The sequence below is a fragment of the Actinoplanes sp. NPDC051405 genome (assembly GCF_055586185.1).
This window is the reverse complement of record NZ_JBVJIR010000010.1, coordinates 174,250-198,234: the sequence shown is the minus strand read 5'-3', so window position 1 is coordinate 198,234 and position 23,985 is coordinate 174,250. Positions and strand designations below refer to the sequence as shown.

24 protein-coding genes are annotated in these 23,985 nt (G+C 72.8%); 16 read left to right on the top strand and 8 right to left on the bottom strand.

Annotated features, from left to right (window positions below; genetic code table 11):
- Nucleotides 1–19 precede the first annotated feature (19 nt).
- On the top strand, nt 20–2,440 hold the full coding sequence (fxsT, locus tag ACZ6S4_RS22510) for an FxSxx-COOH system tetratricopeptide repeat protein (RefSeq protein WP_465476801.1): 2,421 nt from the start codon (nt 20–22) through the stop codon (nt 2,438–2,440).
- Nucleotides 2,441–2,443: 3 nt separating this feature from the next.
- Here fxsT and ACZ6S4_RS22505 read toward each other — a convergent pair whose 3' ends face one another.
- The 3 genes from ACZ6S4_RS22505 to fxsA all read right to left on the bottom strand — a co-directional run bounded on the left by ACZ6S4_RS22505 (nt 2,444) and on the right by fxsA (nt 5,868).
- The gene (locus ACZ6S4_RS22505) at nt 2,444–4,102 is read right to left on the bottom strand and encodes a putative bifunctional diguanylate cyclase/phosphodiesterase (RefSeq protein ID WP_465476800.1); all 1,659 of its coding nucleotides are present in this window, start codon (nt 4,100–4,102) and stop codon (nt 2,444–2,446) included.
- Nucleotides 4,103–4,178: 76 nt separating this feature from the next.
- Entirely contained in the window at nt 4,179–5,651 is a 1,473-nt protein-coding gene (locus ACZ6S4_RS22500) for an aKG-HExxH-type peptide beta-hydroxylase (RefSeq protein WP_465476799.1), read from the bottom strand.
- Nucleotides 5,652–5,655: 4 nt separating this feature from the next.
- A complete protein-coding gene (gene fxsA / locus ACZ6S4_RS22495; protein ID WP_465476798.1) occupies nt 5,656–5,868 on the bottom strand; it encodes an FxSxx-COOH cyclophane-containing RiPP peptide in 213 nt (70 codons plus the stop codon).
- 184 nt (nt 5,869–6,052) lie between these two features.
- On the opposite strand from fxsA, the gene ACZ6S4_RS22490 reads away from it, so the two are divergent.
- From ACZ6S4_RS22490 to ACZ6S4_RS22480, 3 genes are all read left to right on the top strand, one after another.
- The gene (locus tag ACZ6S4_RS22490; RefSeq protein WP_465476797.1) at nt 6,053–6,277 is read left to right on the top strand and encodes a hypothetical protein; all 225 of its coding nucleotides are present in this window, start codon (nt 6,053–6,055) and stop codon (nt 6,275–6,277) included.
- On the top strand, nt 6,267–6,662 hold the full coding sequence (locus ACZ6S4_RS22485) for a hypothetical protein (RefSeq protein ID WP_360831411.1): 396 nt from the start codon (nt 6,267–6,269) through the stop codon (nt 6,660–6,662). The genes ACZ6S4_RS22490 and ACZ6S4_RS22485 overlap by 11 nt, the downstream gene beginning before the upstream one ends.
- A 116-nt stretch (nt 6,663–6,778) precedes the next feature.
- Nucleotides 6,779–7,750 (top strand): IS481 family transposase, encoded by a 972-nt coding sequence (locus ACZ6S4_RS22480; protein WP_465476928.1) that lies wholly within the window; start codon nt 6,779–6,781, stop codon nt 7,748–7,750.
- A 41-nt stretch (nt 7,751–7,791) separates the two neighbouring features.
- Here the strand turns inward: ACZ6S4_RS22480 and ACZ6S4_RS22475 are convergent, their stop codons facing one another.
- On the bottom strand, nt 7,792–8,076 hold the full coding sequence (locus tag ACZ6S4_RS22475; RefSeq protein WP_360555289.1) for a DUF427 domain-containing protein: 285 nt from the start codon (nt 8,074–8,076) through the stop codon (nt 7,792–7,794).
- A gap of 152 nt (nt 8,077–8,228) precedes the next feature.
- Between ACZ6S4_RS22475 and ACZ6S4_RS22470 the strand changes: the two genes are divergently transcribed.
- From ACZ6S4_RS22470 to ACZ6S4_RS22460, 3 genes are read left to right on the top strand one after another with little or no spacing between them, the layout of a single operon-like run.
- A complete protein-coding gene (locus tag ACZ6S4_RS22470; protein WP_465476796.1) occupies nt 8,229–8,813 on the top strand; it encodes a hypothetical protein in 585 nt (194 codons plus the stop codon).
- Nucleotides 8,810–9,871 (top strand): hypothetical protein, encoded by a 1,062-nt coding sequence (locus tag ACZ6S4_RS22465; protein WP_465476795.1) that lies wholly within the window; start codon nt 8,810–8,812, stop codon nt 9,869–9,871. Before ACZ6S4_RS22470 ends, ACZ6S4_RS22465 begins: the two co-directional genes overlap by 4 nt.
- Nucleotides 9,868–11,340 (top strand): hypothetical protein, encoded by a 1,473-nt coding sequence (locus ACZ6S4_RS22460; RefSeq protein ID WP_465476794.1) that lies wholly within the window; start codon nt 9,868–9,870, stop codon nt 11,338–11,340. The genes ACZ6S4_RS22465 and ACZ6S4_RS22460 overlap by 4 nt, the downstream gene beginning before the upstream one ends.
- Here the strand turns inward: ACZ6S4_RS22460 and ACZ6S4_RS22455 are convergent.
- Together ACZ6S4_RS22455 and ACZ6S4_RS22450 are read right to left on the bottom strand one after the other, a co-directional pair.
- Nucleotides 11,317–13,122, bottom strand: coding sequence for a SpoIIE family protein phosphatase (locus tag ACZ6S4_RS22455; protein WP_465476793.1), 1,806 nt, complete (start codon nt 13,120–13,122; stop codon nt 11,317–11,319). The genes ACZ6S4_RS22460 and ACZ6S4_RS22455 overlap by 24 nt on opposite strands.
- 89 nt (nt 13,123–13,211) lie before the next feature.
- A complete protein-coding gene (locus tag ACZ6S4_RS22450; RefSeq protein WP_465476792.1) occupies nt 13,212–14,069 on the bottom strand; it encodes a bifunctional DNA primase/polymerase in 858 nt (285 codons plus the stop codon).
- A gap of 98 nt (nt 14,070–14,167) precedes the next feature.
- Between ACZ6S4_RS22450 and ACZ6S4_RS22445 the strand changes: the two genes are divergently transcribed.
- Complete coding sequence (locus tag ACZ6S4_RS22445) at nt 14,168–14,911, top strand: hypothetical protein (RefSeq protein WP_465476791.1); 744 nt, start codon at nt 14,168–14,170, stop codon at nt 14,909–14,911.
- 8 nt (nt 14,912–14,919) lie between these two features.
- Here ACZ6S4_RS22445 and ACZ6S4_RS22440 read toward each other — a convergent pair whose 3' ends face one another.
- Complete coding sequence (locus tag ACZ6S4_RS22440) at nt 14,920–15,933, bottom strand: beta family protein (RefSeq protein WP_465476790.1); 1,014 nt, start codon at nt 15,931–15,933, stop codon at nt 14,920–14,922.
- Between the two features lie 109 nt (nt 15,934–16,042).
- Between ACZ6S4_RS22440 and ACZ6S4_RS22435 the strand changes: the two genes are divergently transcribed.
- Nucleotides 16,043–17,344: an AAA family ATPase gene (locus tag ACZ6S4_RS22435; protein ID WP_465476927.1), complete on the top strand. Its 1,302-nt coding sequence runs from the start codon at nt 16,043–16,045 to the stop codon at nt 17,342–17,344.
- On the opposite strand, the gene ACZ6S4_RS22430 is transcribed toward ACZ6S4_RS22435, so the two are convergent.
- Nucleotides 17,341–17,745, bottom strand: coding sequence for a nucleotide pyrophosphohydrolase (locus ACZ6S4_RS22430; protein ID WP_465476926.1), 405 nt, complete (start codon nt 17,743–17,745; stop codon nt 17,341–17,343). The genes ACZ6S4_RS22435 and ACZ6S4_RS22430 overlap by 4 nt on opposite strands.
- Before the next feature lie 63 nt (nt 17,746–17,808).
- On the opposite strand from ACZ6S4_RS22430, the gene ACZ6S4_RS22425 reads away from it, so the two are divergent.
- From ACZ6S4_RS22425 to ACZ6S4_RS22395, 7 genes are all read left to right on the top strand, one after another.
- Entirely contained in the window at nt 17,809–18,168 is a 360-nt protein-coding gene (locus tag ACZ6S4_RS22425; protein ID WP_465476789.1) for a YbaB/EbfC family nucleoid-associated protein, read from the top strand.
- Nucleotides 18,165–18,479, top strand: coding sequence for a type VII secretion target (locus tag ACZ6S4_RS22420; protein WP_465476788.1), 315 nt, complete (start codon nt 18,165–18,167; stop codon nt 18,477–18,479). Before ACZ6S4_RS22425 ends, ACZ6S4_RS22420 begins: the two co-directional genes overlap by 4 nt.
- Nucleotides 18,480–18,690: 211 nt before the next feature.
- Entirely contained in the window at nt 18,691–19,110 is a 420-nt protein-coding gene (locus tag ACZ6S4_RS22415) for a hypothetical protein (protein WP_465476787.1), read from the top strand.
- Complete coding sequence (locus tag ACZ6S4_RS22410; protein ID WP_465476786.1) at nt 19,107–20,354, top strand: WXG100 family type VII secretion target; 1,248 nt, start codon at nt 19,107–19,109, stop codon at nt 20,352–20,354. Before ACZ6S4_RS22415 ends, ACZ6S4_RS22410 begins: the two co-directional genes overlap by 4 nt.
- Nucleotides 20,351–21,439, top strand: a complete 1,089-nt coding sequence (locus tag ACZ6S4_RS22405) for a S8 family serine peptidase (RefSeq protein WP_465476785.1) — start codon at nt 20,351–20,353, stop codon at nt 21,437–21,439. The genes ACZ6S4_RS22410 and ACZ6S4_RS22405 overlap by 4 nt, the downstream gene beginning before the upstream one ends.
- Nucleotides 21,440–22,425: 986 nt before the next feature.
- A complete protein-coding gene (locus ACZ6S4_RS22400) occupies nt 22,426–23,094 on the top strand; it encodes a hypothetical protein (protein ID WP_360819712.1) in 669 nt (222 codons plus the stop codon).
- 137 nt (nt 23,095–23,231) lie between these two features.
- Nucleotides 23,232–23,957, top strand: a complete 726-nt coding sequence (locus ACZ6S4_RS22395; RefSeq protein WP_465476784.1) for a GntR family transcriptional regulator — start codon at nt 23,232–23,234, stop codon at nt 23,955–23,957.
- Nucleotides 23,958–23,985 lie beyond the last annotated feature (28 nt).

Here is a 23,985-nt window from a genome sequence, read left to right as displayed (position 1 = left end):
CACCAGTGGGGAGGGCGGCGTGCCGATCCGGGGTGGCCTGCCGCCGCGCAATTCGCGTTTTGTCGGCCGGGAGAGCCTGCTCGCCGACGTGCGCGGGCTGCTCGGCAACGGCCCGGTGGTGCTGCTGCCCGCGGCCGAGCATCAGCTCGGTGGCACCGGGCGCACCCAGCTCGCCGTCGAGTACGCCTATCGCTACGCCGACACCTATGACCTGGTCTGGTGGATCCCGGCCGAGCAGACCGCCGGGATGCGCGCCGCGCTGGTCGGGCTGGCCAGTGAACTGAAGCTGCCCGAGGCCCGCGACATCAACCGCACGCTGGGCGCGGTCCGGGACGCGCTGAGCCGCGGCGAGCCGTACCGCAACTGGCTGGTCGTCTTCGAGAACGCGAACCGGCCCGAGGACATCAAGCCCTACCTGCCCAGCGGCGCCGGGCACGTGCTGGTCACGTCCCGTAATCCGCGGTGGACGTCCGAGGTGGCGCAGGCCGTGCCCGTGCCGGTGTTCGACCGTACGGACAGCGTCGACTTCCTGCGCCGGCGCACCGCGGAGCTGTCCACCGACGACGCCGAGCGGCTGGCCGAGCGGCTCGACGACGTGCCCATGGCGCTCGATCTGGCCGCCGCGGTCCGCACGGCGACGGGCTGGAGCGTCGGTGACTATCTGCGGCACTACGACGAGCGGGCCGCCGAGCTCGCCTTCCCGACGCCGATCCGGGTGGCGTGGGGGCTGGCCGCCGACTCTCTGCGGGACGCCTCGCCCGCCGCCTCGGAGCTGCTGGAGCTTTGCGCCTTCCTGGCCAGCGCACCCGTGTCGTGGGAGCTGCTCTGGGCGGCCCGCGGCCTGGTGTCGCCGGAGCTGGCCCCCACGGTGCGCATCGAACGCCGGCTCAAGGCCGCGCTGCGCCTGATCGGCCGGCACGGGCTGGGCGAGCTCGACCCGCCCGGCGACAGTCTGCTGGTGCATCCGCTGGTCCGGGGCATGCTCGGCCAGCAGCTCAGCTCGGAGCGGCACGCCATCCTGCTGCGCACGGTCCGGGCCATGCTCGCGGCCGCGGACCCGGGCGACCCGGACAACCCCACCCACTGGCCCCGGTACGCGGCCATCGTCCCGCACCTGGTGCACTCCGACGTGCTCGGCGGCGACGCCGAGGAGATCCGCCAGCTCGTGATCAACTGCGTCCGTTTCCTGTACGCCCGCGGCGACTGGGACTCCAGCCGGGATCTGGCGGCGCAGGCGGTGGCGCGCTGGCGCGACAGTCTCGGCGAGACCGACGAGCAGACCCTGCTGGCCTCGTTCCACCTGGCCAATGCGTTGCGGGCGGTGGGCCGCACGGCGGACGCCCGGGCCCTGAACGCGCAGACCCTGCGCTCGCAGCGGGAGGCGCTGGGCGGCGACGACGAGACGACCCTCGCCACGGCCAACAGCGTCGGTGCCGATCTGCGGATGCAGGGCCACTTCAGCCAGGCCCGCCAGCTCGACGCGGACAACCTGGTCCGCTACCGCCGGTTGTTCGGCGAGAGCTTCCCGACCGCGTTGCGCTGCGCCAACAACCTGGCCGTGGACCTGCGGCTGCTCGGCGACTTCCGGGGAGCGCGGGCGCTGGACGAGCAGGTGCTGCGGCACCGGCAGATGATCTTCGTGGAGGGCCATCCCGAGACCCTGTCGTCCCGGGCCGGGCTGGCGTTCGACCTGTTCGGTCTCGGTGACTACGCGGGCGCCACCGCGCTGCTGTCCAACGGGCACGCCGAAGCGCTCGGCGCCGACCATCCGATGGCGTTGTGGGCCGGGCGGTTCGCGGCCATCGCGGCGCGCCGGCGCGGGCTGCCGCAGGCCCGTGAGCTGGCCGCGACCAACGTGGAGCTGTACAGGCAGAAGTTCGGCGACCTGAACGTGGAGACGCTCGGCGCGCTGGTCTCGCTGGCCAACTGCGCCCGTGAGGACGGCGACCTGGAGGAGGCGCACCGGCTGCTGGAACGCGCGGTGGTCCGCTATCACGCGGTGCTGGGCGACGAGCATCCGTTCACGCTGGCCGCGGCGGCGGACCTGGCCGGGGTCGTGCGGGCCGGTGGCCGGTTCGCCGAGGCGCGCACGATCGACACCGAGGCGCTGGGCGGGCTGCGGCGCAGCGTCGGCGCCGACCATCCGTTCACGCTGAGCTGCGCGAACGGCCTCGCCGCCGACCTGCTGGCCACGGGCGACGCGCAGCAGGCCCGCGAGATCGCCCTGGACACGGTGTCCCGGTCGCGGACGCTGCGCGGAGCCTCGCATCCGGACACGCTGGCCTGCGCGTTCAACGTGGCGCTGGACGCCGGCGACGAGCCGTCGATGCACGCCGCCGTCGAGGAGCTGCAGAAGGCGTACGGCGAGGGCCACCCGTTGCTGGCCCGGGCCCTGGCCGGGGTCCGGCTGGAGACCGAGATCGAGCCCCCGCCGCTGTAAGGGCTAGGCCGACAGCGCGGACTGCCTGGTCAGCAGGGAGGTCAGGTCGTCGGCCGGCATCGGGCGGGCGAAGTGGTAGCCCTGGGCCTGGGCGCAGTCCAGCTCGCGCAGCCGGCTGGCCTGGGTGGCGTCCTCGACGCCCTCGGCGACCGGCGCCAGGTTGAACGTACGGGCGATCTGCAGCACCGCCTCGGCCACCGAAGCGCCGTTGCCCTCCTGCATGGCCTGCACAAACGACTTGTCGATCTTCACCACGTCGACGGGCAGCGTGCCCAGGTGGCTCAGCGACGAGAAGCCGGTGCCGAAGTCGTCCAGCGCGATCCGCACACCGAGGCTCTTGAGCGCGCCCAGCACCCGGGCCGACTCGATCAGGTCGACCAGCGCGACCGACTCGGTCAGCTCCAGCACCAGCAGCGCGGGCGGCAGACCGGTGCGCTCCAGCACCGCGCGGACCTCGTCGACCAGCGCGGGATCGCCGAGCTGGCTGGCCGACAGGTTGACGTTGAGCTCGAAGCCGGGCTCCTGCGCCTGCCACACCGCGGCCTGCCGGCAGGCCTCCTCGAGCACCCAGCCTCCCAGCCGCGGGAGCAGGCCCAGCGTCTCGGCCAGGTCCAGAAAGGCGATCGGGGGCAACAGCCCGCGCTCGGGGTGGTTCCAGCGGACCAGCGCCTCGACGCCGACCGTACGCTCGCCGTCCAGGTCGACGATCGGCTGGTAGTGCACCTCGAACTCGCCGTCGTCGAGCGCGCGGCGCAGGTCCGCCTCCTCCTGCCGGCGCTGCTCGGCCACCGCGAACTGGGCCGGGTCGAAGCGCCGGGCGACGCCCTTGCCGTCGGCCTTGGCCTGGTACAACGCCAGGTCGGCCTCGCGCATCACGTCGTCGACGGCCACGCCGCTGCCCCGGGTCAGGGCGATGCCGGCGCTGGCCGGGATGGTCAGCACGGTGTCGCCGATGACCAGCGGCTGGCTGAGGTCGCGCAGGATCCGGTTGGCCACGGTGTCGGCGATCCGGTCGTCGACCAGGCGGGGGAGCAGCACCACGAACTCGTCGCCGCCGAGGCGGGACACGGTGTCGTTGGTCCGCACGTTCGCGGTGAGCCGTTCCGCCGCGGTACGCAGCAGCTCGTCCCCGGTGGCGTGCCCGTACGTGTCGTTGACCTCCTTGAACCCGTCCAGGTCGAACAGGATCACGGCGGTCATCGTGTCGTCGGCGTCCGCGAGGGCGTCGGTGGCGTGGTCCATGAACAGCTTGCGGTTGCCGAGCTCGGTCAGCGGGTCGCGGAACGCCTGCCGGGCGAGCTGGGCGCGCTGCCGGGTGAGGTCCCGGACCAGGCCCTCGTTGGTGCGCGCGCCGAGGAACTGCCGGACCAGGATGATCGCCGCGACGGCGATGACGAGCCAGCTCAGGCCCGGGCTGATGGTGCCGCTGCGGGCGAGCCCGGCCGCGGCCGTCAGGACGGCGACGGCCACGGGGGCGTACTGCACCAGCGGCCACCGCTCGGCCAGCACGAGCACGCCCAGGCCGAGGAGCCCGACCGCGCCGAGGCCGATGAGCACACCGGCGGCACCGCGCGACTGTCCGCCGACCATCAGCGGCCACGCGAGCAGCAGCAGCGACGTGAAGATCATGGTGCCGTCGACAACCCGACGCACACGATCCATGGTCTTCCCGGTCCGACCCATGCCTCACCTCCGACAGGGCCTTCATCGGTGGGCCGGGCGCGTACCTGAGCGAACCTCAGGAAGAAAGCCAACCGGCCAGGGCCAGCGGATCGACGGCCGGGTCACCCAGCGTGCGGTGCACGGCGGCGACCACCTCCGGTGCGTCGCGCAGGGCGCCCCCGGCCCCGCTGAGCGCGAGACCGGTCCAGGCCGCGTCGTCCCCCGGGTCCGTGCCGACCCTTTTCCGGTACGCCCGCAGCGCCGCCGCCGCATCACCGCGCACGTAGGCGAGATCACCGTCGGTCGTACCGGCCGGCGCCGGCTCTCCGCGCAGCGTGGCGTGGATGAGGTCAAGGCGGCCGCTGGCCTCCAGGGCTCGGCGCGGCGCCGGACGCAGCTCGGACTCGACCCGGGGAGCCGGCCGGCCCTGCACCCAGGCGTCCGCGAGCAGCCGGGCGTCCCGTGGCTGCACGTGGCGGTTGCGCAGCCGCCAGCGCAGGTAGTGGTCGGAGTTGGCGGCGGTGGCGAGCCGGGCGACTTCCGCCGGGACCTCGTCGGCGAGCCACGACTGCACCTCGGCGCGCAGCGCGGTCACGAAGCGGGTGCCGGCCGCGGTCAGCGTGCCGCCGGCGAGCAGCCCGTCCGCCGCGCTCAGCACGGCCGCCCGCCACCGGGCGAACTCGAACGCCGCCAGCGGCTCCGCGCGCCGGGCCCGCCAGAACCGGGTGACCGTGAGGTAGGCGTAGGCGCCGTGCAGAATGCCGGCGGCGGGACGGGGATCGTCCCGCCAGGGGGAGTAGCCCAGGGCGTCCGGCTCGTGGTGCAGGTCGAAGAGGTACAGCACCGCGTTCAGCAGGCTGTGCTGGGTCTCGTGCAACAGGCCGACCGCGAGGGCGGTGGCGTCGGCCGGCTCGGACATGGCCACCGCGCCGAACGCGTCCGCGGAGGTGGCGCTGATCCCGCGGGCAGCCGGATCGGGCTCGACGGGCACGATGCAGTCCAGCACCGTGGCCAGCACTTCGGCGTCCGGGCGCAGCTGCTCGACGAGCCGGCACCAGGCCTCGGCGAGGAGCCGCTGCCACCGGTCCAGCTCGGCGGGGGTCAGCGTGGGGGCCGGCGGGAGCCCCAGGCCGGCGCGCAGCGGGTCGCTGTCCTCGATCCGTACCGTGATCGACTGACCGTCGTGGGTCGCGGTGAGCTGCCGGTCGGCCGGTCGGGTGCCGGCCGTCAGGGTGGCCAGGTAGTCCAGCGGGGCCTGCGGCGGCGTACCGGTCCGCAGGGCGGTCAGGCAGCGGGTGGCCCATACGCCGACCAGCGGGCGGGCCAGCAGGGCGCGGACCCGAGCGGGATCCTCGCGTTCGGCCGCGACCAGTTCGGCGTACCCCGGGACCGGTGCGTCCGCGACCAGCTCACGCAGCAGGAGCAGATGCTTGCTGAGCTGGGACCGGCGCAGCTCGTCGAGGGTGGCGGCATCCGGGCGGCCCGCGGCGAGCGCGGCGAACGCCGGGTCGCTGAGCCGGTGCACCGGCAGGGTGGCAGTGGGACCCACGGGCTCAGAGGGCCGAGTTGAAGCCGGCGATCGGCTCGCCCGGCCGGGCCAGGTCATCGGCCAGCCGGCGCAGGCAGTGCGCCAGCACCGAGTCGTCGGTCTCCGCCGGCGCGCCCGCACCGGCGAGCTCCGCCAGGGACAGCCCGGAGACGTCCACCATGGCGGACCGCCACTCGGGTGTCGCACCGGTGGTGCTCGTACCCCCGTCCACGGGCACCTACCCTCACCTCAGGGCCGGCGCTGCTTGCCGACCGGCAACGATCAATGTATTGCCGCCACATTACGGCGGTCGCCGGGTCGGGTGATGTCCGGGCGTTACCGGACGCTGCGCTCGCCGGGGTTGACGCGGCGTGATCTCATAGGACGCCAACACAGCAAAAGTCGGCAACGGAGGACAAACTGTGCTGGGACGGAACGTGGAGGGTGCGACGAGCTCGGAGGACGAGGTGCAGGATCAGATCGACGCCGCGGTCGAGGAGGCCCCAGACGCCGAGGGCAGTCCTGAGCAGCCGGACGCTCCGGTGATGCCGGCACCGCCGTTCCCCACCTTCTCCAGCCGGCCCACCCTGCCGCACCAGGTGCCGGGCGTGGGTTTCGAGAGCGGACGGGACAGCCGTGCCCGCTGAGGACTCCCGGCCGCAGCTGCCGCGCCGTGGCCCCGCGCCGCCCGTCGACCGGATGGACAACGCCGAGCTGGCCCGGCTGGTCGAGGCGGAGCACCCGTACCGGGGCAAGGCGCTCTTCGAGCTCTCGGACCGGATCGCGGTCGACGACGACGCGGCGACCAAGGTGGCGATGCTGAGCCGGCTGACCTCGTTGCGGACCGCGCGGCTCTTCGACCGGGTCTCGCTGGCCTGGTCGGCGATCATCGCGCTGCTGGCGGCGGAGACGCCGCACTCGCGCTCCTCGGCCTACGAGGCGTTCTACGCCCTCGGCGAGGCCGAGCAGCGCGACATGCTGGACTATCTGGAGGTCACGGCGATCGAGGACGCGCACCCCCGGATCGGCTAGCTCTGGATCGGCTAGTTGTAGTGCCCATGAGCGTTGTTGACGGCGTGTCGGCTTGAGATGTGAGAAGACCTCCGGCGAGGTGGAAGTTGCGACGCTTCACCGAACCGGAGGTCTCTATGGCCCACCGTAACGCCCGCCTGACCCTGCACGGCCGACGGCTGCTCATCGCGCGTGTCGTCACCGATCGACGCCCGGTCGCCCATGTCGTCAAAGAACTCGGCGTGTCCCGCGCCACCGGCTACAAATGGCTGGCCCGGTGGCGCGCCGAAGGCGACGCCGGACTCCACGACCGGCCCAGCACCGCCCATCACATCCCGGCCAGGACCACCGCCGAACTCGAGGCCCGCGTCTGCGCCCTGCGCACCAGCCTCAAACGTGGCCCCCGCCGCCTCGCACCGCTGCTGGGCATGCCGGCCTCAACGGTGCACGCCGTGCTGACCCGTCACGGCCTGCACCGCCTCGCCTGGCTCGACCGACCCACCGGACAACCCATCCGCCGCTACGAACGCCAGCGACCCGGCGAACTCGTCCACGTCGACGTCAAGAAGATCGGCCGGCTCCGCGACGGCGGAGGCTGGCGCGCCCACGGCCGCGACAGCGACGCCCACCGCCGCGCCCGCACCAGCCCCCGCGTCGGCTACGAATACGTCCATGCCGCGATCGATGACCACACCCGGCTGGCCTACGCCGAAATCCACCCCGACGAAACCAGCGCCACCAGCGCTGCGTTCCTACGCCGCGCGGCCGCCTACTTCGCCCAGCTCGGCATCCCGGCCATCGAACGCATCATGACCGACAACGCCCTGGCCTACCGACGCGGCCACGCCTGGCGCGACGCCCTGGCCGACCTCGGCGCCCAGCCCCGCTTCACCCGCCACTACCGGCCCCAAACCAACGGCAAAGCAGAACGCTTCAACCGCACCATGTGCGACGAATGGATCTACTCCCGACCCTTCACCAGCAACCAAGACCGCGCCGACGCCCTACCCGGCTGGCTACACACCTACAACCACCACCGCGCACACACCGCACTCGCAGGCCAACCACCCATCACCCGCGTCAACAACGGTCCTGGTCCCTACAGCTAGTTGGCGCGGACCCCTGGGGAGCCCGCGCCGTTGAGTGGTCCTCAGGCCTCGACCTTGACGCCCTTCCAGAAGGCGACCCGGTCCCGTACGGCCTTGGCGTCGGGCTTCGGCTCCGGGTAGAACCAGACCGCGTCCTGCGTGACGTGCTCACCTGACTCGAGCGTGTAGTACGACGCCTTGCCCTTCCAGGGGCAGACGGTGTGCGTGTCCGAGGGGCGCAGCACGTCCTCGCGCACCGAGGAGCGCGGGAAGTAGTAGACGCCCTCGACTACCACGGTGTCGTCGCTCTCAGCGATGATCTCGTCGTTCCAGATGGCCTTCGGCATACCCCGAACGTAGCGCGCCACCGGGGGACTGTCCGATACGCGCGGCTTATTCGCCTCCCGTGGGTGAAACGTGGTGAGACGTCCGCACATTGCCCGGGCGCTGTACGAAGATCTAGAGTCGATCCGCCAGCCCCCCGACGGAAGCGGCCGCCATGACCCGCCTGAGCACGCTGCCGAGCACCCGCGAGCAGGCCCGCCGGGCCCTGCTGCTGATCGGCGCCCCGGCCTCGTCCCGGCTCGTCGTCGACGTGCACGGCGCGCTGTTCGACGGCGACCTGACCGTGACGGCGCTGGTGGCGCTGCTGCGCGACGAGGAGCGCGCCCGCCCGGCCGGCGACTCGTCCGCGTACCGCATCTGCCCTGCTCTGCAGCCGGATCTGACCGCCGCCCGCGGCCTGCTCACGCTCTCCACCTGGCCGGTCGAGGGCCGGGTCGCGGCCCCGCGGGCCGACCTGTTCGCGGCGATCGTCCGGATCGCCGAATTCATCGCGATGCGTGAGGTCGCCGGCGCGGCCGCCGCGGCCCTGCTGCGCCGCCTCGCCGACGAGGTGCCCGGCGGCCCGGAGGCGTACGCGGTGCAGCAGCCCGCCGCGCTGGCCGACGCGGCCCGGGTGGCCCTCGCCGCCGTCCCGGTCGCGCCGCTGCCGGCCGAGACCGTGCGGCGCTGGGAAGGCCTCGACGAACAGCAGCGGCTCTTCGGCCTGCCGCGGATGCCGCAGCAGCGGGGCCGCGCGTGACCGCGGGACTCGACCGGCTGCGCGGAGCCACCCCGCCGAAGCGGCACAACGCCCGGACGATCGCCGCGCTGACCGGCAATCCCGGCTGCACCCGCCGGGCCGTGCTGGACGCCGCCGGGGTCGACAAGCCCAAGCTCGCCCAGCGGATCGGCTTCCCGGGCAGCTTCGGGCAGTCCCGGTTCGCGCTGGCCCGGGGCAACGGCTTCGAGGCGCTGCTCAAGGCGGACGACTGCGCGCTGCTGCGGGAGGTGCTGGCCGGGTGCCTGCGGCTGGACGCCTCCGGGGCGTACGACGACCTGGGTGAGGACGCCGACGACACGCTCACGGCCCGGCACGGGCGCACCCGCGAGCTGCTCGCCGAGTCGGCCGGTGCCGCCCTCATCGACCACCCGCTGCTCACCCTCGACGTCGCCGGTCAGCGGGTCTTCCTCGAGCCCGACCTGATCGCGTTCCAGGCCGGGGGCCGCCTGCACGTGGTCGAGATCAAGTCGTTCGCGATCGTGGACGGGCAGGCCGACAGCGCCAAGGTCTCGGCCGCGGCGGTCCAGGCGGCGGTCTACGTGCTCGCCCTGCGCCGGCTGCTGGAGGAGCTCGGTCACGACCCGGCGCTGGTCAGCCACGACGTCGTGCTGGTCTGCACCGAGAACTTCTCGCTCCAGCCGGTCGCGGTGGTCCTCGACGTGCGCAAGCAGCTCTCCACCCTCAAGCGCCAGCTGACCCGGCTGGCCTCGGTGTCGTCGCTGGCCGCCGAGCTGCCGGAGTCCGTCAGCTTCGACGTCGCGCTCGCGCCCGCCGACCTGATCGCGGCGTTGGGTCACGTCGAGGCCCGCTACGCCCCCGAGTGCCTCTCGACCTGCGAGCTGGCGGTCTACTGCCGGCACGAGGCGGCCGGCAGCACGGCGGCGCTGGGCCGCCCGGTCCGCGACGCGCTCGGCGGGGTGGACACGGTGGCCGAGGCGCTCGCGCTGGCCGCGGGCACTGCCACGCCCACCGAGGAGCAGGCCGAGGCCGCGGCGCTGCTCCAGGCCGCTGCCCGCCTGCGGGCCGAGATCCTATGAGTACGCTCACCGCCCTCGCCCGGGCGCAGGCCCTGGTCGCGGGCCGGGCCCAGCCCATCGCCACCGTCCGCCACCTGCACGTCCACTCCCGCCCGTTGGTGCTGATCCCGCTGGCCATGGCCGGTGAGGCGAACGCCCCGCTGGCCGCGATGGCCGGCACCGACCGCTCGGCGCCCCGGCTGCTGGTCGTCGCGCAGCCCCGCAACCGCAGCCACCGCTTCGCCTTCGCCGCCGAGCTGGCCGAGGTCCTCGTGCCCTACGTGGACAGCTTCACCTCCGAGACCGAGGCGGTGGCGGTGGACCGCGGCCGCGACGTGCGGCACAGGTTCACCGACGCGCCGCAGCTGTGGGTGCCGAACACCGGCGGCGTCGACTTCCTGCGCCTGTTCGGCCGGTCCACGCGTTTCCGCAGCACCGAGGGCGAATACGCGGTGCCGCCGTCGGTGCCGTTGCTCGGGCGCTGGCTCACGTTCTTCGCCAACGCCGCCGAGGTGGCCGGGTCGTCGCTGCTGCTCAACGCCGTACAGGCTCTCGGTCTGCACTGGGCGAGCGGGCAGAGCAGCGCGGAGGACGCCCAGCTCGCCGCCCTGCTCGGCTGGATCTCCCCGCCGCCGGGGCGCACCGGCGCCGAGGCCGCGCTGGCGGCCGAGGACCCGGAGCTGTGCCCGCCCGCCGGGCCGGCCACCGACCCGGTCTTCGACAACCACGTGCTGGCGCCGCTGCTGTCCACGGCCGACCCGGACGTCGCGGCCCTCACCGAGGTGCTGCGCGCCCAGTTGCTGCCGACCTGGGAGCTGATGTGGCGCACCCTCGACCTGCTGCGTGAGCTGCCACCGGGCGCCCGGGTGGCCGGCCGGTGGGACAGCGACCGCGACACCTACTCCGGCTTCGTGCAGCACCTCGCCGAGGGTGGACCGCCGCAGCCCCGCCGCGACGGCGCGGTGGCCGCCGCCGCCCGCCTGCACCGCCTGGAGAACGCGGCCACCCGGTACGCGGTCCAGCGGGCCTTCGACGACCCGCTGGTGATGGCCGAGTACCGGCTCACCGGCGCGGCGTTCGTGGGCGACGTGACCCTGGCCAAGGCCGATCGGATCGACGACAGCGGCAAGCGCCCGGTGCTGCGCCCACGGATCATGGTGGTGACCACCGAGACGGTCCGGGTCGAGCCGGGCGCCGTCCTGTCCTCGCCGCAGCGGCCCGGCCAGAAGGCGCTGGTGATCTCGGTGACGGCGGTCGACGAGAAGACCGAGGTGCTGCTGGAGCTCTCCGGCGGGATGGGCCGCAAGCTGGTGGCCGAGCCCGGCAGCGTGCCCGAGGTGGGCGAGCGGTTGCTGCTGACGACGCTGAGCGAGGCGTACCGGCCGGGCGGCGCCTTCCCGGAGCCGGACCAGACGCCCTGGACCCACGGTGGTCCGCCCGTTGCTTTCGAGGCGCCCGAAGCCGGCTCAGAGCAGGCGGATCAGCAGTAACGCGATGTCGTCAGCGCGGCGGCTCGCCGCCTCGATGAGCCGCTCGCACAGCTCGTCCCCGGGCAGGCCCGCGTTGTCCCGCAGCGCCTGCTCCACCAGGGCGATGCCGTCGTCGAGCAGCCGCCCCGGCGTCTCCACCAGCCCGTCGGTGTAGAGCACCAGCGTGGACCCGGGCGGGACCGTACGGGTGTGGGTGGCGCGGTCGTTGCGCGAGACCAGCCCCAGCAGCGGCTCCGGCGTGGTCCACCAGGTCTCCACCGTGCCGTCCGGGAACAGCAGCAGCGGCGGCGGGTGACCCGCGTTGGAGTACGACAGCGTGTACCGGTCGGCTTCGCGGCGCAGCCGGGCCAGCACGACGGTCGCGGCGGCCGGGACCCGCAGCCCGCGCAGCGCCTTGTCGAGCTGGCTGAGTAGCGGCCCGGCCTCGTCGTCGCGGCCGAACGCGTCCCCGCGGACCAGATTGCGCAGCTGGCCCATGGTCGCGGCGGCCTCGATGTCGTGCCCGGAGACGTCACCGACCGCCAGCATCACCGAGCCGTCCGGCTGGGCGAACGCGTCGTACCAGTCGCCGCCGACCGCCGCGCCGTCCTGGGCCGGCAGGTAGCGGGCGTGCAGCTCGATGCCGTCGATCGTGGGCAGCTCGGTGAGCATGCTCTGCTGCAGCACCTCGGCGACGTGCCGCTGCTGGCGGTAGAGCCGGCTGTTGTCGATGGCCAGGCCGGCCCGGCGGCCGATGTCCGTCCCGGTGCGCTCGTCGGCGTCGCTGAACGCCGGCCGGGACAGCCCGTTGACCAGTGTGATCGTGCCGAGGACCTGGTGGCTCACCGGTGCGGTGATCGGCACGACCAGGAACGACGCGTAGCCCAGCCGCTCCGCGATGGTCGCCAGCTCCGTGTCGGTGGTGCGTTCCAGGATGTTGGCCGCGCTCTCGCCGTCGCGGCGGATCGGCCGGCCGGTGCCCTGGACCGCGAGCACGATGGACTTGGCGTTGAGGCCGGTGGCCATCAGCTCGGCGAAGCGGGCCACGTCTTCGGCGCGCTCCGGGTCGCGATGGGCGGTGGAGACCTGCCGGGGCATGCCGTCCGGGCCGATCAGCGAGATCAGGCACCAGTCGGCCAGCCGCGGGGTCAGCGCCCGGCCCAGCGAACCCAGCGCATTGTCGATGTCGGTGGTCGCGGCCAGGGTCTCGGTCAGCTCGGCCAGCATGGCGAGCTGATCGTGCGCGTTCTCGGCGTGCCTGCGGGCCTCCTCGGCGAGCTCCCGGGAGATGCGCAGCCGCAGCTCCGAGGAGCACGCCTCGGACAGGTCGCGCAGGGTCGCCAGCTCCGCCTCGGTCCAGGCCCGCGGCTTGGTGTCGATCGCGCAGAGCGAGCCCAGGGTGCGGCCGTCCGCGTCGGTCAGCGGCATGCCGGCATAGGCCACCACGCCCAGCTCGGGGATGGCCAGATTGTCGCGGACCTGCGCGTAGATCCGCGCGTCCGGGAAAACCTTGGCCTCGCCCTCGACGACCACGTGCTGGCAGAACGAGTGGGACAGCGGGGTCTCCCGCTTGGTGAGCCACGGCTCGGCCAGACCGACCTGGCCGGGAAAGAACTGACGCTGGTCGTCGACCAGCGAGACCAGCGCCACCGGGACGTCGAGCAGCCGCTTGACCAGGCTCGCGAAGCGGTCGAAGGCCTCATCCGGCTCGGCGCCGACACAGACGCGCTGCAACGAACGAAGGCGCGCGGGATCGGCCAGACTGCCCGCGTGTGCCGCGGCAGCCTCGACGTCCTCGGCCATGCGCCCTCCAACCGTCGCCCCCCGGCGGTCCGACAAGCCAGGTTACCCGGCACCGGCCGGGTTGCCAGGGCGGCGCCGTCACCGCTTGATCACGCCACGTCGCGCCGCCCCGGGTCGAGCGGCTGACGGCGCCCGGCGCTCAGACCCGAGCGGATCGTGCGGATCGTCTCGGTGCGGCCGAGCCCGGCCCAGCGAGCCGCCGCCGACAGCTCCTCGGTCACCAGCGCGGGCTCCAGCAGACCCGCCCCGACCAGCCGGCCCAGCGCGAACGCCGCCCGGTTGAGGGTGTCGTTGCGGGTGCCCACCGGCGCGCGGGCCACCCGGTCGGTCTCGGCGGCCAGGGCCACGGACGCGTAACGATCCGGGTGGGCGATCCGCTCCGGGCCGGTGCCGCCGCGCCGGGACGGTGGTTCCGGGCCGGCGATGAGCTCACGCAGGGCGGGCGGGGCCTCGGGTGGTTCCGCGCCCGGGCCGGTTGTCCAGTAGTACGTGGTGCGGTCGGCGTGCCGGGACGGGGGTGCGACCACGTACCCGCCGGCGCCCCGCCAGTCGACGCCCGGCAGCAGGTTGACGCGATTGCCGTACCCCAGCGGGCGGAACCAGAAGTGCCAGCCGCCGCCGCCCGTGCGGACCTGGGGACCCACCGGCATCGCGTCGCCGAGCAGGTGGCGCAGGCCGTGCCAGCCGCCCGGCGAGTCGACGTCGGCGACGTCCATCACGATGCCGGTGCGCAAACCGATGTTCGCCGCCGGCCAGCGCGTCCACCACATCTCGATCCGGCGCGGGTCGACGCTGGCATCGGTCAGGCCGTGACGCAGCCGCGGATGCTTGCCGGGCCGCTCGCAACCGGGCCGCTCGCAGGAGCAGGAGCCGTCGGCCGCAGGCGAGTGCACCGGCAGGACGGGAATCCCGTGCCGGGCGTACGCGAGAGCGGCATCGAGCAGCATTGGCACAAGTGTACGAAGAAAGCTGGGACTGCGGCAGTGAACGGCGGCCTCTATGCTGCGCTCGCACCACTCACCACCGTTCGAGGAGATCCACCGCCGTGACGAAGGAGCCGCACGCCGAGCCCGCGCCTGCGGAGATGGCGCCGGTCGACCAGCCGCCCCCGCCGGCCGACGACACCGTGCCGGCGCAGCTGAAGCCGGTCGTGATCGGGCGCCCGCGCACCCGTGGGACGCTCTCCCGCCGGCTCGTCACCGCCTACTTCGCGGTCGGTCTGGTCCTGCTGCTGGCCGGCACCGCCGCCGTGGTCTACCTGGCGGCCGGCATCTACGACCGGGCCGCGACAGAGCTCAACGCGGCGTCGCCGGCCCCTCGCGCCTCCGGGCGGGTGACCGCGCCCGGGCTGATCGAGCCGTCCGGACCACTGCTGGAACGCATCGGGCCGCAACGGCTGGCCAACGGCGAGAAGTTCGTCGTCGAGGGCGAGCGCGGGGTGCGGTTCGAGGTCACCGTGCGCACCGGCAAGTTCCGTAAGACCGGCTGCGATTCGTACGCCCGCAAGCCGGAGAACGGCGGTTACCTGCCCACCGAGCTGCGGGTGAAGGTGCTGGCCGGCGAGCCGGACGTGACCGACTACGCGTTCCGCTTCCAGCAGCGCGACGGCACCTGGCTGAACTCGGCGTACGGCAGCAACTGCGACAAGAACTACGGCGCGTTCGTCCGGCGGCTCGTGGCGGGCCGCACCTACAAGACGACCATCGTCTTCGACGTGCCGAACACCAAGGGCGACATCGTCTTCGTCTGGCCGACCATCGACGTCATCGCCACCTGGCACCTCGGCTAGGGCAAGCCCTACGCGCCTTCCTGGGGGAGGGCCCGCAGGATGTGGGCGATGTGGTGGGACGTGCTCCAGGCGATCCAGTTGGCCGAGCTGCCGCCGCCGCGCGCGCTGCGGGCCTGCCGGGCGATCTGCGCGTCACCCCAGGAGAAGCGGGCGCCCGCGGCCGGCCACTGGGCCGAGTCGACCAGGGTTCGGCACAGGTCGTGGCAGCGGTCGTCGCTGCGGGCGCCGCGCCGGGCCCACCGGTAGATCCACCAGTCGCGGTCGGTGGTGTAGCGCAGGGTGGGCAGCTGGCGGTGGTTGATGCCGAGGCGCCGTACCGGTGAGGTCACGCCGTAGTCGGCATAGCCGACGCCGGGCTCCGACAGCCGCGCCCACACCTGGGCGTCCAGGCGCCCGACCGGGACCGCCTCGTCGGTGGGCAGGGCGTCCAGGTTCGGCGGCATCGCGCCGGCGGCGACGGTGACCGAGCGCCACGGCGACGACCGCGCCCAGCGCAGCACGTGCCGGGCCCGTTCTTCGAACCTGTTCGCGTGCGCGGCGCAGGCCGTCTCGGCCAGGTCGATGACCAGGTCGACCCGTTCGGCCTCGAGGCCGGCCCCGGCGAGCAGCCGGTCGGTGGTCTCGGTCGCGGTGGCCGGATTGCGCGCGTCGCGGTGCGGCTGCAGCCGCAGGACGGCCCGCCCGAGGTGCATGCGAGCGGCCAGGCCGTGCTCCACCAGCCGGCGACGGCTGTCGTACGCCCGCAGCACCGGCAACATGGCCACACCGACCTCGGCCAGTTCCTCGGCGAGCTCCAGCGGCGGTGAGTCGAGCGGGTCCTCGGGCTCGTCGACCGCGCTCAGGTCGACGGCGATGGCGCCGGTCCGGGGTGGCATCTGCCGCACGAGCTGGGGCAGGCGGTCGCCGGGGGAGAGCTCGATGATCGGCATGACCCGGCCGGCGGTGGCGGCGTCCAGGTGGTGCAGGGCGGCGAGTTCACCGCGCCGGGGCCGCAGGATCGGACGGTATACCCCATCGGTCATTCACTCAAAGTAGCGTCAGATATCCGACGAGTGACATTGTGGAGACTTTTCCTCACCCCAGGCGAGGATCCCGGCCGCCGGCGTCACGGGATACGGTGCCTCGGTGACCATGTCCCTGGACTCCCCGGCCGCGGCGGCCGCCCACGTCGTCGACGCGGTGCTGCGGGACCTCGCGACCTCCGAGCAGCGCGGCGTGGTGGTCGACTCACCGCCCGGCGCGGGCAAGAGCACCCTGGTGGTACGCGCGGCCGGCGTCCTCGCCGCGACCGGCACCTCCCTGATGATCGTGGCGCAGACCAACGAACAGGTGGACGACCTGATCGAGCGCCTCGGCGTGAAACACCCGGCGCTGGGGGTGGGCCGGCTGTCCGCGGTGGACTACACGGCCTCGGAACGCGTCCGCGACCACCCGGCGTGCCGCGTCGGCGCGAAGGTCCCGGACCTGGGCGGCCCGCCGGTCACGATCGGCACAGCGGCGAAGTGGGCCACGGTCACCGAGGGCACCTGGCCCTGGGCGATCGTGGACGAGGCGTACCAGATGCGTTCGGACGCCCTGCTGCGCGTGGCCCCCCGCTTCGAACGCGCCCTGTTCGTCGGGGACCCCGGCCAGCTCGACCCGTTCTCGACGGTGGAGGTCGACCGCTGGACGGGTCTGAGCTGGGACCCGATGCAGAGCGCGGTGGCCGTGCTGCTGCGCCACAACCCGACGCTGCCGGTTCACCGCCTCCCGGTGTCGTGGCGTCTGCCGGCCTCGGCGGCGCCGGTGGTCGCGGCCGCGTTCTACCCGTTCACCGGCTTCCGCTCGGGCACCGGTCCTGAGGACCGCCGGCTGACGTTCACCGAACCGGCGTCGACCGACGTGGACCGGGTCCTCGACGTGGCGGCGGCCACCGGCTGGGGCCTGCACGAACTCCCGGCCCGCTTCACGGTCCGCACAGACGCCGAGGCGGCGGCAGCATGCGCCCTGATCGCGGCCCGGGCCCTGGCCCGCGGCGCGCTGGCCGTGTCGGAGACCGGCGAGACCCCGCTGACGGCGGACCGCATCGCGATCGGGGCGGCCCACCGCGACCAGGTTGCGGCGATCAGGTCGTTCCTGCCGGCCCACGCCCGGGAGATCACCGTGGACACGGCCAACCGTCTGCAGGGCCGCGAGTACGACCTGACGGTGGTCCTGCACCCGCTGTCGGGCCGCCGCGACGCGACCGCGTTCCACCTGGAATCAGGGCGGCTGTGCGTGCTGACCTCGCGGCACCGGCATGCGTGCGTGGTGGTGGCGCGGGCGGGAATCGCGGAACTGCTGGACGCCCACCCGTCGACGGAACCGGTGCATCTCGGCGTACCGGTGAAGTTCCCGGACGGGTGGGAGGCGAACCAGTCGATGCTGGCCCACCTGGCCGGTCTTGCACCCTAATCGACCTTGTCGCGCGCTTCGGTCTTGTCTCGCGGTTCGGCTTCGTTGTGCGTTTCGGCTTTGTCGCGCGCCTTTGCCGCGGAGCCGCGGGCCTGGTGGGCCGGGTAGCGGCGGGCTGAATCGGCGAGCTTGTCCAGGGCAGCGGCCACCAGGTCGATGCCCAGTACGTCGGCGAGCCGGACGAGGTAGATGGTGACGTCGCCGAGCTCGGCCCGTACCCGTGGACCCAGCTCCGGGTCCGCCATGACGGCGGCGGACTGATCGGCCGTGAGCCACTGGAACTCGGCGACCAGCTCGCCGACCTCCCCGGTCAACGCCATGGCCAGGTTCTTGGGCGTGTGGAACTGCTGCCAGTCCCGCTCGTCCGCGAAGGCCCGGACGCGGGCGGTCAGCTCCTGGATCGATGACGTGGTCACCGGCCGAGATTAGAGCGCTCTGTCGCACCCCGGCACTACGGTGGATCCATGTTCGAGGGACCGGACCTGGACGCGGCCGAGCGCCGCGTCGACGACTGGCAAGCCGGATTCGAGCAGCGGGCCGCGCAGGCCCGCGAGCTCGCCGCCCGGCTCGCCCAGCTCAGCGGCGCGGCCCGCAGCGACGACGGCCTGGTCACGGTGACCGTCGGGGCCGGCGGGGCGCTGACCGGGCTGGAGCTGGAGGAAGGGATCCGCCGGCAGCCGGCGACGGAAACGGCCCGGCAGATACTGGCGACCCTGGCGGCGGCGCAGGCGGATCTGACTGCGAAGGCGACGGTGGTCACCGACGAGACCGTCGGCGCCGACTCGGAGACGGGCAAGGCCGTGATCGCCTCGCTCACGCGATGACAGACCAGTTCGAGGTACGCCCGCAAGAGCTGGTGACCCACGCCGGCCACGTGGAGACGATCGCGGGCCGGGTGACGACGGCGGCGGAGGCTGGGGCGGCGGTCCGGCCGGGCTCCGACGCGTACGGGAAGTTGTGCGTGATGGTCCCGGTGATGCTGGGTGCTCTGCAGGACGTGGTGGTCGACGGCATCGGGGCGGCGGCAGAGGCGCTGGAGGGCACGGGCGCGCGCCTGCGGGCAACGGCGGAGTCATATGCGGCCATCGACGAGAGCCGCCGGCAGAGACTGCTGGAGATCCAGGACGGCATGTGACCGACATCCCGGCGGCGACGCCGCAGCGCTTGATCTCCTCCAGCAATTGGTGGACCTCACGTATCGGGAGGATTGAGGTCCGCGGTGAACCGGACCGGGTCCGGGGGACGTGTTGCTGGCGGATGGGGGTTGTGAGCGCGGGCTGACGGACGTCGGCCGGTGTCGGTATTTCCCTGCGGGGTCCGCGCCCGGGACGACACGGGAGGCAGCGATGAGCGACAGCTCGATACACCTGGAAACGGGCGGCCTGGTCGAGTTCGCCGGTGGCGTGCGGTTCTATGCCGAGAAGGTCGACCCGGTCGACGTGGCCCGGTCCCGGCAGTCGTTCTCCGCGGGCATCACCTTCGGCACCACCAATACCAGCAACGCCGTGTTGCGGGCCAAGGAAAGTTACGCCGAGGCGCTGGCCCACTCGCTGACCAATCTGACCCGCTTCGTCGAGGCGGCGAGGATTCTCGCTGATGCTGCCGAGCAGGCGGCCAAGGACTTCCGTGCTGTTGATGATCAGTCGTCCCGCAGCCTGCACAACATCAACTACATGCTGACGGTCGCCGCGGACCGGGAGCAGGCGGCCCGGTATCCCGGTGGTCGGCCGGTGACGGACGCTCGACATGACGAGGAGGCGCCGTGAGTGACGGCACCTTCCTTCCGAGCGGCGTGACGCCGTGGTCTTCCTACAACACGCCCCGGATCTGGGCGATGGTCGCGAACGAGGACGACCCGGAAGCCTGGCGGCAGGTGGCCGCCCTGGGGTCGATGGCCGGTCTGTTGAAGGATCAGCGTTCGCGGCTCGAGGCCGCCAAGCAGAAGCTGATCGACGCCTGGCCACCGGAGCAGAACAAAGCTGCCCGCGCGTTCGTCGACGAGATGGATGAGCTGCTGTTCACCATGCAGGCGAACAAGGACATCGCCGACTCCAACGCCGGCGCGCTGGGCCAGATTCTTGAGGCGTTGCGGCAGGCGAAGGAGAAGATCGCGCCGCTCTACCGGTCTTATCTCGACAAGAGTGACGACTGGGTGCCCGGCTGGTGGGACCACGCCGAGGAAGAGCTGGACGAGCAGGCGCGCCAGCACATGCGCGAGGCCGAGGCGTGGGTGGCGCATCCGGGCAACGCCATCACCGCGCCGGCGATCTACGAGTTCCAGCCCGACGAGACCCGCACCCGGCCGGGCGACGAATCAGGTGGTGACCGGCCCGGTGGCCGGCCGGCAGCCGGTATCGGCGCTGCGGACAGCATCGCGGTTCCGCACGACCCACCGCCTCCCGTGCCTGGCCAGGAGCCGGCCGGCCCTACTGCGCCGGGCACCCCGGCCGGACCCTCGCTGGCGGAGGTGAGCACCCCTGCGCCGACCATCCCGGCGCCGAGCGTGGTGGCGCCGTCCACCGCTGCTGGCGGGGCGCCGCAGCTGCCGGGACTTGTCATCGGTGGCGGAGCGAGCCAAGGCATGACCGGCACCCCGCCCGGTGGTGGGGCGGGCCGCGGCCTGACCGGCGTCCCACTCGGTGACAGAGCAGGCCGGGGCCCTACCGGCACCCCTCTGGGCGGCGCGACGCAGCGCGGACTGCCGCCGGGTGCGGTCATCGGCAACGGCGTGGCGGGCCGGGGTCCAGCCGGACCGGTCAAGCCGACGCCACCCTCCTGGCTACCACCGGCATCAGGGCAGGCCCCGCGAGCAGGCACGGGTACAGCGGGGTCGTCGGCCATGCCGATGAGCGGAAGTCACCGTCCGGACGCCGACGATCCGGATACGGAGATCACCTTGGACGCGGACAGCCGATGGGTGACCTCGCAGGGCGTCTCTCCGGTCATCGAGCCGTCCCGCAAGACGTACCGTCACGATCCGGGTCCCGGGGTCATCGGGTGGCACGGGTGAAGCGGTCCGTGATGCTTCGGGGCGTCGCCACGGTTGTCGCGGCGGCCCTGCTCATGCCCGTGCTGAGTGGACTGCCGGCCCGGGCCGACCAGCGCCGGGACGCGCAGTGGTATCTGAAGCGGCTCGACATCGCGGCTGCTCACCGGGTCTCCGAAGGAGCCGGCATCACTGTCGCCGTCATCGACACGGGCGTCCAGGCCGATCGGGCCGACCTGAAGGGCGCCGTGCTGCCCGGCTTCGACGTGACGGCTTCCGGCGACGGACGTCAGGACGAGCTGGGGCACGGTACGGCCATGGCGGGCATCATCGCCGCCCGCGGCCACGGCGGCGATCGTGGCCTGCTCGGCATCGCCCCGCGCGCCCGGGTTCTGCCGATCAGGCCCGCGAGCGGCCCGCTCGTCGTCGCGAAAGCGATCGAGTGGGCGGTGGACCACGACGCCAAGGTGATCAACATGTCGTTCGCCGTCGGGGGCGGTGATGACCTGACCGCAGCCGTCGACGCCGCTGCCAGATCCGACGTGGTGCTGGTGGCGGCCACGGGTAACGACGGTGAGGAGGGCATCGACGGCGACTATCCCGCGGCCTGTCCGGAGGTTCTCGCTGTCGGGGCCAGCGGACACAAAGGCGAGGCAACAAAGTTCTCGCACCGGGGGCCGCAGCTGGACCTGGTGGCCCCTGGCGTCGACATTCCGGTGATCGGCGGCAAGCTGGATCGCGAGTACCGGGTGGTCGAGGGCACCAGCGCTTCGGCGGCGATCGTGTCCGGGGCGGCTGCTCTGATCAGGTCGAAGTATCCGAGGCTGTCGGCCGCCGACGTCGTATCCGTTCTCGAGTCGACCGCCACGGACAGGGGCGCGCCCGGGCGGGATGACAGCTACGGGCACGGGGAGCTCAATCTGGTCGCCGCGCTGCAGGCTGCTGCTCGGCCTTCGCGGCCGGCGCCGGCCACATCGGCCCAAGTCATCACCGGTACGGGTGACGACGATGACCGTCTGCCAATCCTGGCGATCGGTGGGGTCGGCATCCTCGTCCTCACCGGAGCCGTCATCGCGCTGGTTGTCGGGGTGCGGCGGCGTCGGGCTTGAGCCACGACAAGATCTTCGGCTCGGCAGGCGTTCTGCACCTGGTCCCACGGCATCTCCAGCGTCCCCTCGGCCGCCTCCACCGGCGGTTCGCCTCGGCGGGCCCCCGCCGTGAAGAACGCCGGCCTCCTCGGTTCGCCGTGCCGCCGCGCGTCCGCCATCAGTTCGTACGACCGCACCGCCCGGTCACCAGTCTCCAGCCATTCGGTACGGGCCGAGATGACGTCACCCGCCGGCACGTACGTCTCGGGCGTCCGCGGGCAGGCCGGCGCCGAAAAGCGCACCCGGATCTGGATGTCCGCCGTCCACCGTGGTCCCGTCCGCACGTTGCGGGTACGGGGCAGCCAGCCCGAGACGCGCAGCCCGCGCGGGTTCGCGTACAGGCGGGTCAGGTCGCCGGACAGTGCCGGGTCGACGCCGCTCAGCCATCCGCTTCGGTCCCCGCGCAGCAGCGCGGCGCCCGGCCGGTCGAGGGTCGCGCGGATCGCCCGCTCGACCTGCTGCGCCCGGCCGGCGGTGACCCGGCTGCGCGCCACGCTGAAGCCGAAGACGCCGCCGCACACCAGCGTCAGCACGCCGAACAGGGCCAGCCAGCGGCCGTCCGCCGGGTCGGCGGCGCTGTGGTGCCGGCCGGGTCGATCACCGCCGGGCGCGTTACCGGCTCCGCGAGCCGGCGACGAGCCTTGATCACTGTCCGTTGATGTTCGCGTGACGGTCATCGGCTCGAAATATGGGAGGAGTTCACTGTCGGATAGAGGACTGATTCGCGAGCCGGCCTGCAACTTGCACAGCGGTTCGCCATGCAAGTTGCATGTTTCGCGAGTCGCGGACCTGCTGCTCCAACGTCGCCGCAACGGTTTGACCGTCCTGCCGGTTTTCATTCATGGATGTTTTTGAGATCGGCGATGATTGGTCTTCCAGTCGATCTCCGTGAGTGGAACTGTTCTACCCAGACGTAGCGCCAGCGACACGGACGGTGGTGGTACCGCATGCGCCCAGACGTTCTCGTCGGTCCCAGTGAGTGGGTGGTCGAGCAGTTCGGCGACAAGGTTGCCGCAGAGCTCTGGACCCGAGTTCCCGAAGCTTTGAGCACGGCGATCGACCGCGAGGTCCATGCTCATCCCGCTATGACGACGACCACGGAACGAGTGCTCACCAATCCTCGGTGGCCCCTGCCGTACGAGGAGTTGGTCCTTTTTCTCGGCACGCTGCCGGGAGCCGAGATCATCAGCGTCCCCCGGTCCGTCTACCAGCTCGTGGTCATCAACGGCCACGTCGTGGTGCCCTGGTGCTACGGCCAGTCGGCGCGGATGTCCATGGCGGATGCCGAGGTCGGCCGCTCCTTCGGCCGGCTGGCCCGCGAGTTGCTGCGCCGGTTCGGGCCGCCGTGGCGCCGCTCGCAGGCGGAGGCGCCGCTCCCGCTCGACGCGGTCGACGAGCGCGAGGTCTCGAAGATCTGCGCGGCGATCGCGCAGCTCGATCCGACACCCGAGGTGGTCATCGCCGGCTACGCCGGTGCCCCGAACCTCGGCCTGCTGCGGGCCTGCCTGGGCGAGATCAAGTCGACCGACAACGGCTCGCTCAACTGGAGTCATCTGGCCGACCTGCCGCTGCCGCCCCCGGTGATCCCGCGGCCGCGCCGCATGCAGTTCCCCTAGAGCACGTCCCCCTCCGTCCGCCGCCCGGCACACGCCGCAGGCGGCGGAGGTCTGTGTCAGCCGGCGGAGCAGCCGCAACACAGCGATAACGTGGCGGGAATAGGGTCAGGGCCACATCCTCGGTCCGAGGAGGGGCGATGCCCAACCCGCGCGTCCGCTCGGTGCTGCTGTCCCGGCTGGCCAACCGCCCGCACGGCAGCTCCCAGCGCGAGATCCTCGACGAGTTGCGCCGCTGCATCCTCGACGGCGAGGTGCCGCCCGGGTCGCTGATCCCGGTGGACGGCGTGGCCGCCTCCTTCGGGGTGAGCCGCATCCCGGTCCGCGAGGCGCTGATGACGCTGATCGGCGAGGGGCTGGTCGACCACCGGGCGCGCACCGGCTACCGGGTGGCCCGGATGACCATGGCCGAGTTCGGCGAGATCTACCTGGTCCGGGAGGCGCTGGAGACCGCCGCGCTGCGGGTCGCCGTGGCGCTGGCCGGAGCCGAGGACGACGAGCAGGCCCGGGCCGCGCACGCCGCGCTGGAGGCCGCCGTCATCGCCGGTGACGGCCGCGCCCACCACCGGGAGAGCCGGCGTTTCCACCTCGCGCTGATCCGCGCCTGCCGGATGCGCCGGCTGCTGCACATGCTCAGCACGGCGTGGAACATGACCGAGCCGTTGCAGCCGATGTCGCACCTCGACGCCGCCGAGCGGGCCCTGCTGCACCAGGACCACGCGGCGATGCTGGCCGCCTTCACCGCCCGGGACACCGACGGGCTCATCGCGGTCTGCGCGGCACACCACCAGCGCCTGCAGGCCTGCATCGCCCACCTGCCCCAGGACACCGGGCTTTTCATCGAGGGCGAGCGAAGCCCGGGATAGATATATCTCTCCGCTCATCACCGCGAAA